Here is a 10,496-nt window from a genome sequence, read left to right as displayed (position 1 = left end):
GTAGGGCTGCCAGTCCCAGTAGGACGTGCGAAGGCGCGCGGTGCGGGAGGCGGCGAGGGCCTTCTCGCTCACCGCGTTGAAACCGAGCCCCGGCGGGAGCATCAGCCCCTTCTGCGATCCGGCGATCGTGACGTCGACGCCCCATTCGTCGTGCCGGTAGTCGATCGAACCCAGCGAGGAGATGGTGTCGACGAGCAGCAGCGCGGGGTGTCCCGTGGCGTCCATCGCCTGTCTGATCTCGGAGATCCGGCTGGTCACGCCGGTCGACGTCTCGTTGTGCACCACGCAGACGGCCTTGATCGTACGGGCGCTGTCGGCCGCGAGGTGGTCGGCGATCGCTTCGGGGGACGCGCCGTGGCGCCAGTCGCCGGGCACGAAGTCGACCAGGAGCCCGAGGCCCGCGGCCATCTGCTGCCAGAGCGTGGCGAAGTGGCCGGTCTCCACGTGCAGGACGCGGTCGCCGGTGCTGAGGGTGTTGACCAGGGCCGCTTCCCAGGCGCCGGTGCCGGAGCCGGGGAAGACGATCACTGGGCCCGAGGTGCCGAAGACCGGCTTCAGCGCGTCGAGCAACTCCGAGGTCAGGGCGGCGAATTCGGGGCCGCGATGGTCGATGGTCGGTGCCGAGATGGCGCGGAGGACCTGGTCGGGGACGTTCGTGGGACCCGGTATCTGCAGGAAGTGCCGCCCGGATTGGAAGGTCACTGTGGCCAACTCCCTTGAAAAGCGTGCCGCATTGTGGCACGGTGTGTCGTAAGGTGGCACGGGGAGCGTAGGGCCGACCGCGTGGGGAGTCAACGGATGCAGAGCGTTCTCAACGCACTTCGGGTGCTCGAAGAGGTCGCGGCACGCCAGCCGATCGGGGTCGCCGACCTGGCCCGCGGCCTGGAGCTGCCCAAGAGTTCGGCACAGCGCGCCCTGCGCACGCTGCACGCGGCGGGCTGGATCCGCCCGGCCGGGGGAGAGGTCACCCGCTGGGTCGTGACCACCAAAGCGTTGCAGGTCGGCCGCCGTGCCACGGGGGAGCTGAGTCTGCGCGACGTCGCCGTGCCGCTGATGGAAGAGCTGCGGCGGCGCATCGACGAAACGGTCCACCTGACCGTCCCGGACGGCGACCGGGTGGTCCTCATCGAGCGCCTGGAGACCACCAAGCCGGTGCGCATCATCCTGGCCCTCGGTACCCAACTGCCCATCCACGCCTCGGCGAACGGCAAGGCGGTCCTCGCGGCGAGCCCCCCGGAGACCGTCCAGCGCCAACTGGACCTGGGCCTCGAGGGGTTCACGGGCTCGACCATCACGGACAAGGAACGCCTCCTTGCCGAACTCGCGCGGATCAGGGAGCGGGGGTACGCCACCAACGGCGGGGAATGGCGCGACGACGTCTCCGCGGTCGCCGCCGCCGTGTGGGACGAGTCGGGGACGCCGGTCGCCAGCATCAGCGTCAACATGCCGACGAGCCGGATGACGCCCGAGGCCAGCGCCGAGTACGGCGCGCTGGTCAGCGAGACGGCCCGGCAGGTCAGCGCGGCTCTGGGGCATCCGCGGCAGGGCGGCGCGGGTGGTCCTGCCGCCGGACCCGCGACCGGCGGATAGCGCGATCCGCCCGCGCAACGCATTCGGGCACGCCCCTTGACGTTGCGGGAAGCCCGCTCCAATACTCCCCATTGCGAAAGCTCAATTCCGCCAGGCGGAATTAATTATCTCCCTTGGGCTCCTCCGCCCACCGGGAGACGTCCGTGCGCGCCCTCATGCACCGCGCACTCCCCGACGCCGCGCGCACCCCACGACACGCGCCCCGGCGCACCGCGACATGACCATCGGCCGACGGCAAGGGAGCCCTCGTGTCAGATCAAGTCATCTCCATCATCGCCCTGGTCCTTGTCTTCGCCATCGCCACCTTCTCCGCCGTCCACCTGGGCGCGCTGGCCCTCGTGGCCGCGTTCATCGTCGGCTCCACCGTGGCGGACGAGTCCACGGACGATCTCTTCTCCGGCTTCCCCGGCGACCTGTTCGTCGTCCTGGTCGGCGTCACACTGCTATTCGCCATAGCGAAGAACAACGGCACCGTTGACTGGCTCGTCAACGCCGCGGTCAAAGCCGTGCGCGGCCGGATCGCCCTGATCCCCTGGGTCATGTTCCTCGTCACTGCCCTGCTCACCGCGGTCGGCGCGGTCACCCCGGCGGCGGTCGGCATCGTCGCCCCCATCGGCCTCGGCTTCGCCGCCGCCTACGGCATCAACCCCGTCCTCATGGGGCTGCTCATCTGCAACGGAGCCAGCGCCGGAGGCTTCTCGCCGATCGGCGTGTTCGGCAGCATCACCAACAACGTGGTCGAGCGGAACCAGCTGCCCGGCAACCCCGCCCTGCTGTTCACCGCCTCGTTCCTGTTCAACGTGGCGCTCTGCGTCATCGTCTTCTTCGCCTTCGGCGGCCGGCAGTTGCTCGGGCAACGCGCGGAGACCACGAGCGGCGGTGGCGGCGGGAGCGGCGGCAGTCAGCGGCGCGACGCCCCGCCGCCGACCGGCGGAGAGCTGGTCGAGGCGGGCGGCGCACCCCGGCGCACCCGCGCCGTCGCCACCGTCACCTCCACGGCTGCTCCGGAGGAACCCCTCACACTCGACGGCCCGCGCGCGCTCACTCTCCTGGGGCTGCTCGGCCTCGTCGCCGGAGCGCTCTTCTTCGACCTCGACGTCGGCCTGATGGCCCTCACCATCACGGTCGTCCTCTCCCTCGTCTCCCCGAAGTCGGTCACCGGCGCCGTGGACCGGTGCGCGTGGTCGACCGTGCTCCTGGTCTGCGGCATCGTCACCTACGTGAGCCAGATGGAGCGCATGGGCACCATCGACTACCTCGGCAAGCAGGTCGCCTCCATCCAGGCACCCCTCGTCGGAGCCCTGCTGATCTGCCTCATCGGCGCCCTGGTCTCCGCCTTCGCCTCGACCACCGGCATGCTCGGTGCGCTGATCCCGCTGGCCGTGCCCTTCCTGCTGGCCGGCGAGGTCGGAGCCGTCGGGCTCATCACGGCCCTGGCCATCTCCGCGTCCGTGGTGGACGCCTCGCCGTTCTCCACCAGCGGAGCACTGGTGACCGCCAACACCCCGGCAGACCAGAGGGACTTCGTGTTCCGGCGCCTCATGGCCTGGGGCCTGGGCATCAGCCTGGTCGGCCCACTCGTCACCTGGGGCCTGTTCGTCGTGCCGACCTCGCTGTGAGGCCGTAACGCCGCAGCCGTACGCCCCGTGCCGCCCGTCAGGGAGTGGGGATACCGCCGGGCCGGGCCGGCCGCCCGAAACGGACCGGAACGCCCGGCGAATACAGCACGCTCACCGGGTCCCCGGACGGCCGCGGCAGCCCCGCGGCCGTCACCAGGTCCTCGTCGCACTCGATCAGGTCGGCCCGGTGCAGCGGCCAGCGCGGATGCGCGTTCGGCAGGAACATCTGCCGTCCGAAGAACGTGTTGTGCATGCCCCACCGGGCCGTCAGGAAGTGCTCGAAATCGGTGGGCTCCTTGACCCGCTCGCCCACCCGGACAGCGATGCGGCTGTGCGCACCGCGCGGCCCCGGCCAGCGCCTGGCACTGGTGTACGTGACGGTGTCGCCGCTGTGCCGGATGCTCATCCGCGACCACTGGTACGGCAGCCGGAAGGCACCGCGCGCGACGGCCACCGGGATCAGGCGCGAGGCGTCCAGGGAGCGGAAGACGACGCCGCGGCGGCCGTGGGCGTCCACCGAGTAGAGGCGGACATTGGTCTCGGGAAACGTACCGAGATAGGGGATGCCGGGCAGCCGGAACCAGCCGACCCGGTGCATGCGGAACGCGACCAGGCCCACATAGGTCGCCCCGTCGTGCAGATCGGGAACCGTCCCGGCCGGCAGCAGCGGCGCCACGTCCGCGGGATCCACGGCCCAGTGCACGAAGGCCAGGTCCAGCCACGACTGCGTGAGCAGCGGGTTCTCGGTGGAGGCGGCGGCGGGCGGATCGGCGGTAATCGGTTCCGGTACGGCGGGGGTGAGGACCACGCATCCAGGATCGCAGGGGCCCTCGCCGCGCCCGGCACGGGGCCCGGCTTCGCGGCGGCGGGCGGCCCGGGCGCCGCCGACCCGGTGCGGGGCCACGACTGAGCCCCCGGCTGATCGGGTCAGGGCCGGGGGCTCGGGTCCGTGCGAGGTTCAGGAACGCGAGCGGCGCTCCTGCTCGGCGGCGTTCTTCTCCTTGATCCGTACGGTTTCCTTGCGGACCTCGGCCTGGGTGGCGCGCTCCTTCTGCAGCCACTCCGGGTTGTCCGTCTTCAGCGCGTCGATCTGCTCCGTGGTGAGGGCCTCGGTGACCCCGCCGCGCGCGAGACCGGCGATGGACACACCGAGCTTGGACGCGACGACCGGACGGGGGTGCGGGCCGTTGCGCCGCAGCTCCTGCAGCCACTCCGGCGGCTCGGTCTGCAGGGCGTTCAGCTCGGTGCGCGAGACGACACCCTCCTGGAATTCGGCGGGGGTGGCCTCGAGGTACACACCCAGCTTCTTCGCCGCGGTCGCGGGCTTCATGGTCTGGGCGGTCTGGTGCGACGTCATGGTCACCAGGGTATCGAGCGTGTGAGCTACCGCCGACCACGACCGGTAACCTGGCGGAGTGACAGACTCGCAAGTAACCCCTTCGTTCAGGCTCGCGTATGTCCCGGGGGTGACACCCACCAAGTGGGTGCGGATCTGGAACGAGCGGCTTCCCGACGTGCCGCTGACCCTCGTGGCGGTCTCTCCCGGCGAGGCGTGCGGGCTCCTGCGGGAACGCGGCGCCGACGCCGGTTTCGTACGGCTGCCGGTCGACGGTACGGACCTCAGCGCGATCCCCCTCTACACCGAGGCGACGGTCGTCGTGATCCCCAAGGACCACGTCGTCGCGGCGGTCGACGAGGTGTCCCCGGAGGACCTGGCCGACGAGATCGTGCTGCACCCCCTCGACGACACCCTGGACTGGGCCGGCGGCCTGCCGGGGCGCCCCGCGAACGAGCGCCCCGCCACGACGGCGGACGCCGTCGAACTGGTGGCCGCAGGCGTAGGCGTCCTGATCGTCCCCCAATCGCTGGCCCGCCTCCACCACCGCAAGGACCTCACCTACCGCCCGCTCACCGAGGCCCCCGAATCCCGGATCGCGCTGTCGTGGCCGGAAGACGCGACCACGGACCAGGTCGAGGACTTCATCGGCATCGTCCGAGGCCGCACGGTCAACAGCTCCCGGGGCCGCACGCAGCCCGGGGACCAGCAAAAGCGCAAGACCCCCGACAAGGCAGCCGCCCGCCGCAAGCCCACCCAGGCCAAGCAGACGGGCAAGCCCGCCAAGAACCCCCGGAACTCTTCAGGCGGCGCCGCCAAGAGCGGATCCTCAAAGAACCCCAAGCGCGGCAAACCCCGCCGCCGTCCCTAGCGTGCTGGCGCGCTCGGTACTCATGAGCCGGTGTCTGCGCACAACGTGAAACGTCGCCGCAGCAGCGTCGTTGACAGGGCGTGGAGGTGAGGGCCAGGTGCCGGTGACGACGTCAGAGTCCGAGTTGCAGGTGGAGTCGGAAAGGCTCAGGAAGTACTTGCTGGCCCTGGAATCCCTGCCGTCGCATGAGGCGGAGCAGCTTCCTGGCGAAAGCGCCGCCCTTGCGGCGTACCGCGCGAACCGCACTCCGGCCGAAGCCGGCAAGGGGCACCCGCCTCGTATCGGAGCGAGGCAGGACAAGACGGGATACCGCCGCCCGATGCGGCACGGGATCGCTGCGGTCGTGGCGGTCTGGACCCTCGGCGGGGTTGCGATGCTGGGGGGCACAGATGTTCCGCCCACGCCATTCGAGGACGGGACCCGGCCGGCCGCCGGCCACCCCAGCCCTGGCAGGCCGGAGCCCAGCCCTTCGTACGCTGACCGTCCGGGCCCCGGCCCGATCAGGACAGCCCAAGGTGTCGTCGAGGACGCGACCTTGATCCTCGGGGCAGTAGCCGGACTCGGGGTGGGCGCGGGCACGTTCCTGTCCGGGATGGCCGCGTACAACACGTGGCGCGACACCCGCCGTGTGCAGTCCGGCAACCGCGGCAGCCTCGATTCCGCGGGCCCGCCGGTGCCTGATCCCGTCGACGGCGACGACCCACCGAACTCCTCGGCTTCCGCAGAGGGCGATGGCCCCCCGGCGCCGAGGCGCGACGGTTACCTCTGAGCCGGTCACCCCGAGCCGTACTGCTGTGTCCACCAGGCCGCCACCCCGCCCAGGACCAACAGCAGGCAGATGGCCAGGTTGGTTCGGCGGTAGGCGACCAGGAGTGCGGTGAACTCGCGGATCGTCGCGGTGGGCCAGAAATACGCGGCGGTGGGGGAGCCGACCACGTGGCCGTTGATGCCGGTCCGACGGGCGGTGACCGCGGCGCGGAAGGCGTGGTAGTTGTTCGTGACGATGACGCACCGGTAGTCCGGTCGCGCCTTCTCCATGATCGCTTTGCTGTACGCCAGATTCTCGTCGGTCGTCGTCGAGCGGTCCTCCCGCTCGATCAGGTCGGCGGGAAACCCGCGGTCGACCAGGTAGTCCGCCATGGCGTGGGACTCCGGCAGGTCCTCGTCAGGACCCTGGCCCCCCGAAGTGATCAGCACCGGGGCCTCGCCCCGCTCGGCGAGCCGCGCATGCACCGACAGCGCCCGCTTGAGACGGCTGGCCAGCAGCGGCGGCACGGTGGAGCCTCCGATCAGACCCGAGCCGAGTACCACCACGTAATCGGCCTTGCGGTGCACCCGCAGCCGCCCGTAGAGAAACGCGTAGCAGACGAAGCACAGGAACAGGAACGAGAGATAGACGGCAAGACCGCCGGCCGCCGTCCCCACCCCGACCCATACCGGCGTGCGCAGGACCACGGCCGCGACCACCAGCCCCACGACGGCCAGGATGCACAACGCGGCAAGCAGCGAGAGCAGATTGGAAGGGCTCCTGCCCTCCTTGCGCACCATCTGCAGGCCGTTGAGGAACAGTAGGCACGTCAGTACGAGGATGCTCAGCGACCCCAGGACGAGCAGCGTCCAGGCGACCGCCTCACCCGATGCCGAGCCGGACCTGACCAGCTGGAACAGCCACCCCGCAAGACCGAAGAGCGCGGCTAGCCCCAGGATCACGGCATTGCTGAACTTCCTGCGCTCACGCACCACGCGCACACAGAAGACGAGAAAGAGGAGCGCCGCGGGGGCGTAGACCAACATCCGCACAGCGTAGGCGTCGTGCGCCGGCGCGCCACCCCCGGCCCGGCCCGGAAGCGAAGGCGTCCGCTGCGGTGATCTCCGGGGGCAGGCCGTGCCCTTTCCGGGCGTCGGGAGTTGACCCCGGTATGAAGAAGCGAAGCGTACTGGCCGTTGCCACTTTCGCCGCGGGAGCCGTCATCGCCGCGATCAGCCCGCCGCCGGGAGCGGACAACGCGGACACCAGGGAGCCTGCCCACGCCGCGGGGGTCCTGGACGACCTCGGCGAGGCCCAGCAGTGGGTCGACACGGACTCGCCCGCGCCCGGTGCGCACAGTGGTGTGGTCGCCCCCGACATCTCCAGCACCCAGGGGCTCTGAAGCACCCAGTAGCCGTGCGGCAACGTACGCGGGGCCGGGGCGGACGTCCCGGCCCCGCGCCGCGCGCACTCCCGCCCGCACCAGGAGGACCCGCATGTCCCGTACCCGACAGGCCCGCAGGAGCGCGGCGCGACTCGCGGCCGTCATGGCGCTGAGCCTGCTGACTCTCCCGATGCTCGGCGGCACCGCCGCGGCCGGCGGCACCTGCTTCGCCACCCACGCCGATGCCCCGATCTACGCGGGCGACAACCCGTGGACCGAGATCGTCGGCCACCTCGACCCGGGCACTCCGGTGAACGGCACCCGCCAGGGCGCGGACGCGCTCTGGCAGGTCTCGCGCACCGACAACGGCCAGAAGCTCGGCTACATGCGGCCCGCAGACCTCCGGTGCGACGGCGGCTGACGGCGGCTCACGACACTGGTTCGCTGCGGGCCCGGCCCATCCCGGGCTCGCGGCGAAGCCCGGGCCCGCACCGAATCGCCCCCGTGCCCGCCGCCCAAACGCCGTGGCCCGCACCCGCACCGCACCGGTATCGTCCACCTCCTGACCAGCCGCTTCAGCGGCCCCGAGACAGAGGTGGATTTCTCATGACCGGCCGTTCCGCGACGACGACTCTCTGGCGCCCGACGGGCCCCAAGGAGCTGGACCTGGTCCGGGAGTCGGACTGGCGCGCCTGGCCGCCCCGGCTGCCCGAGCAGCCGATCTTCTACCCCGTCCTCAACGAGGACTACGCGATCAGGATCGCCAGGGACTGGAACGTGAAGCACGACGGCTGCGGCCACGTCACACGCTTCGAGGTCGACTCCGCGTTCCTGTGCCGCTACCCCGTCCAGCAGGCGGGGGGCCGGACGATCCTCGAACTGTGGGTGCCGGCCGAGGAGCTCGACGACTTCAACGCTCACATCGTCGGCAAGATCGAGTTGGTCCATACGTTCCGCTGAGCAGTTGAGCGAACGGTTGAGCGAGCAGTGCGGTGCAGGCCCATCGGGGGTGGTGCAACTCCCCGATGGGCCTGCCGTCTGTGTGGAGAGCGCTCTCCTGGCACGGCATCCTGCATGCGGCCGGCCGATACGTCAACGCCGGTGATCCGGCGCCGTAGTTCGCGTGAAGGGCCGCGCCGAGCCGTCGCCGAGATCGCCGCAGTCGCTGCCCTGGTTCGCCAACACCCTCTGACCTCAGGGAAGTTGCCTTCCGCGGATCGCATGCGCCGGGCGCGAGGTCAGTCGCGTACACCATCCGCGCGCCGTCGAGCAGCCCTCGTCGGCAGCTAGTCGTTCATCTTCTCTTGACACGCTCGTGTCACGATGGGAACACTCCGGGAGAGCGCTCTCCCAAGCTCCCTTTCCGTCCGGGCGCTCCGCAACTCGTCGCTGAGGGTGCCCGGTTGGTGCCCGCAGCCCTCCACACCCGGTCTCCGGGAGCGCACGGCCACGGCTCCCGGCAGGCCGGTCCCCCCATCCCTTTCCACGTGGCAGGAGGTCTCCATGGCACGGAGATCGAGAACGATCTCGGGAGCGCTGATAGCGGGCGCCCTGATACTGAGCTCACTGGGCATCGGCGGCATCGCGATGAGCGCCGACAATGCATCGCAGCCCCGGACGCAGGAGGCGCAGGCGGCGCACGCGGGGCACGCCATGGCCGCGTCCACCCGCATGTCGGCGGAGGACACCGACGAGGACGGGTACATCCCCGCCAAGTCGCCCGTCACAGCGGCGAAGCCGTCCGCCGATGCGCCGCCGCACCGCTACTTCCACGAGTTCCAGGCGCACTGTTCGGTGACGCACACCGCCCCCGACGACCCCATCGTCTATCCCGGCCAGCCCGGCAAGTCGCACGACCACACGTTCATGGGCAACACCACGACGAACGCCAACAGCACCACGTCCTCGCTGGACGCCGGGTCCACCAAGTGCCTGGCGCCCGGCGACAGGTCGGCGTACTGGATGCCCACGCTGTACAACGGCGACAAGGAGGTCCGGCCCGTAGGGGATCAGACGATCTACTACAAGGCAGGGGTCACGGACTACACGAGCGTGCGGCCGTTCCCCAAGGGGCTCCGGTTCGTCGTCGGCAGCCCGATGCAGAGCGCCCAGGAGTTCCGCAACCACCGCGGGTTCGTCGAAGGGTGGGAGTGCGGGGAGAGCTACTTCAACGTCGACTTCCCCAAGAACTGCCCCACGAGCCGGGACACGCAGCTGAACATCCGTTTCCAGGCGCCCAGTTGCTGGGACGGCAAGACGCTGGACTCGCCCGACCACCAGAGCCACATGTCCTACCCGGTGGTCAAGAACGGCACCAACGACAACGTGTGCCCGACCAGTCATCCCGTCGCCCTGCCGATGGTCGAGTTCAAGATGGCGTTCCCCGTCAACGGGGACATGTCCAAGGTCCGCCTGGCGAGCGGCACCGGGCACTCCTTCCACTACGACTTCTTCAATGCGTGGGACGACGCGACGCTGAAGGCGCTGGTGGATCACTGCATCGTCGGCGGCCTGCAGTGCGACCCGCGCGGCTATGACCAGACGCACCCCGAGGCGGGCGCGGCACTCGACGAGAACTACGAACTGCCGTGACCTCGGCCTGCGAAGGGCGGGGCTCCCTTCCGCCCTTCGCAGGTGCCCCCGTTCCGCACCCTCCCCATCCCCCCGCACAGGAGACCCCCATGCCCAGACCAGGTACCTCCCTCTCCCTGCGCCTCGTGGCCCCCGCGGCCGCCGGCCTGCTCGTGGCCGGCGCGCTCGTGCTGCCCGCACAGCAGGCCCACGCGGCCGGCAGCGTCGTGAAGGTGACCGGCTCGCAAGGCAACTGGCAGCTGACCGTCGACGGCTCCCCGTATCAGGTCAAGGGCCTGACCTGGGGCCCGTCCGTCGCCGACGCCGACAAGTATTTGTATTATTTTAGGTCCTTGGGCGTCTAGACTTTTGGTAAT

The 10,496-nt window shown here is 70.4% G+C and carries 12 protein-coding genes and 1 pseudogene; 9 read left to right on the top strand and 4 right to left on the bottom strand.

What is annotated here, in order from left to right; all coding sequences use genetic code 11:
- Positions 1 to 702 (bottom strand): pyridoxal-phosphate-dependent aminotransferase family protein (locus tag ACQKIP_RS29075; protein ID WP_427744561.1); only part of this gene is annotated, 702 nt, incomplete at its 3' end.
- 96 nt (positions 703 to 798) lie between these two features.
- On the opposite strand from ACQKIP_RS29075, the gene ACQKIP_RS29070 reads away from it, so the two are divergent.
- Both ACQKIP_RS29070 and ACQKIP_RS29065 read left to right on the top strand, forming a co-directional pair.
- Positions 799 to 1,590, top strand: a complete 792-nt coding sequence (locus ACQKIP_RS29070; RefSeq protein WP_365854087.1) for an IclR family transcriptional regulator — start codon at positions 799 to 801, stop codon at positions 1,588 to 1,590.
- A gap of 248 nt (positions 1,591 to 1,838) precedes the next feature.
- Complete coding sequence (locus ACQKIP_RS29065; protein ID WP_365854085.1) at positions 1,839 to 3,209, top strand: SLC13 family permease; 1,371 nt, start codon at positions 1,839 to 1,841, stop codon at positions 3,207 to 3,209.
- A gap of 37 nt (positions 3,210 to 3,246) precedes the next feature.
- On the opposite strand, the gene ACQKIP_RS29060 is transcribed toward ACQKIP_RS29065, so the two are convergent.
- Both ACQKIP_RS29060 and ACQKIP_RS29055 read right to left on the bottom strand, forming a co-directional pair.
- Positions 3,247 to 4,017, bottom strand: coding sequence for a YqjF family protein (locus tag ACQKIP_RS29060; protein WP_365854083.1), 771 nt, complete (start codon positions 4,015 to 4,017; stop codon positions 3,247 to 3,249).
- Positions 4,018 to 4,167: 150 nt separating this feature from the next.
- The gene (locus ACQKIP_RS29055) at positions 4,168 to 4,566 is read right to left on the bottom strand and encodes a DUF5997 family protein (RefSeq protein WP_365854081.1); all 399 of its coding nucleotides are present in this window, start codon (positions 4,564 to 4,566) and stop codon (positions 4,168 to 4,170) included.
- Between the two features lie 58 nt (positions 4,567 to 4,624).
- Between ACQKIP_RS29055 and ACQKIP_RS29050 the strand changes: the two genes are divergently transcribed.
- Complete coding sequence (locus ACQKIP_RS29050) at positions 4,625 to 5,416, top strand: LysR family substrate-binding domain-containing protein (protein WP_365854079.1); 792 nt, start codon at positions 4,625 to 4,627, stop codon at positions 5,414 to 5,416.
- A gap of 97 nt (positions 5,417 to 5,513) precedes the next feature.
- Entirely contained in the window at positions 5,514 to 6,185 is a 672-nt protein-coding gene (locus ACQKIP_RS29045; protein ID WP_365854077.1) for a hypothetical protein, read from the top strand.
- 5 nt (positions 6,186 to 6,190) lie between these two features.
- On the opposite strand, the gene ACQKIP_RS29040 is transcribed toward ACQKIP_RS29045, so the two are convergent.
- On the bottom strand, positions 6,191 to 7,210 hold the full coding sequence (locus ACQKIP_RS29040; RefSeq protein ID WP_365854075.1) for a YdcF family protein: 1,020 nt from the start codon (positions 7,208 to 7,210) through the stop codon (positions 6,191 to 6,193).
- A gap of 125 nt (positions 7,211 to 7,335) precedes the next feature.
- On the opposite strand from ACQKIP_RS29040, the gene ACQKIP_RS29035 reads away from it, so the two are divergent.
- From ACQKIP_RS29035 to ACQKIP_RS29015, 5 genes and pseudogenes are all read left to right on the top strand, one after another.
- The gene (locus ACQKIP_RS29035; RefSeq protein ID WP_365854073.1) at positions 7,336 to 7,566 is read left to right on the top strand and encodes a hypothetical protein; all 231 of its coding nucleotides are present in this window, start codon (positions 7,336 to 7,338) and stop codon (positions 7,564 to 7,566) included.
- Between the two features lie 94 nt (positions 7,567 to 7,660).
- Complete coding sequence (locus ACQKIP_RS29030) at positions 7,661 to 7,969, top strand: hypothetical protein (protein WP_365854071.1); 309 nt, start codon at positions 7,661 to 7,663, stop codon at positions 7,967 to 7,969.
- A 185-nt stretch (positions 7,970 to 8,154) separates the two neighbouring features.
- Positions 8,155 to 8,508: a hypothetical protein gene (locus tag ACQKIP_RS29025; protein WP_427744557.1), complete on the top strand. Its 354-nt coding sequence runs from the start codon at positions 8,155 to 8,157 to the stop codon at positions 8,506 to 8,508.
- A gap of 543 nt (positions 8,509 to 9,051) precedes the next feature.
- Entirely contained in the window at positions 9,052 to 10,140 is a 1,089-nt protein-coding gene (locus tag ACQKIP_RS29020; protein WP_365854066.1) for a DUF1996 domain-containing protein, read from the top strand.
- Between the two features lie 89 nt (positions 10,141 to 10,229).
- Positions 10,230 to 10,481, top strand: a pseudogene (locus ACQKIP_RS29015) (discoidin domain-containing protein); the annotation flags it as partial.
- Between the last annotated feature and the right edge of the window lie 15 nt (positions 10,482 to 10,496).

The sequence above is a fragment of the Streptomyces sp. NPDC059900 genome, from assembly GCF_050270335.1.
Classification (GTDB): Bacteria; Actinomycetota; Actinomycetes; order Streptomycetales; family Streptomycetaceae; genus Streptomyces.
This window is presented reverse-complemented; position numbering and strand designations above follow the sequence as displayed.

Coding starts and splice junctions, on each gene's coding strand:
- ACQKIP_RS29070 (WP_365854087.1), top strand. CDS start 799: ATGCAGAGCGTTCTCAACGCACTTCGGGTGCTCGAAGAGGTCGCGGCA.
- ACQKIP_RS29055 (WP_365854081.1), bottom strand. CDS start 4,566: ATGACGTCGCACCAGACCGCCCAGACCATGAAGCCCGCGACCGCGGCG.
- ACQKIP_RS29040 (WP_365854075.1), bottom strand. CDS start 7,210: ATGTTGGTCTACGCCCCCGCGGCGCTCCTCTTTCTCGTCTTCTGTGTG.
- ACQKIP_RS29035 (WP_365854073.1), top strand. CDS start 7,336: ATGAAGAAGCGAAGCGTACTGGCCGTTGCCACTTTCGCCGCGGGAGCC.
- ACQKIP_RS29030 (WP_365854071.1), top strand. CDS start 7,661: ATGTCCCGTACCCGACAGGCCCGCAGGAGCGCGGCGCGACTCGCGGCC.
- ACQKIP_RS29025 (WP_427744557.1), top strand. CDS start 8,155: ATGACCGGCCGTTCCGCGACGACGACTCTCTGGCGCCCGACGGGCCCC.
- ACQKIP_RS29020 (WP_365854066.1), top strand. CDS start 9,052: ATGGCACGGAGATCGAGAACGATCTCGGGAGCGCTGATAGCGGGCGCC.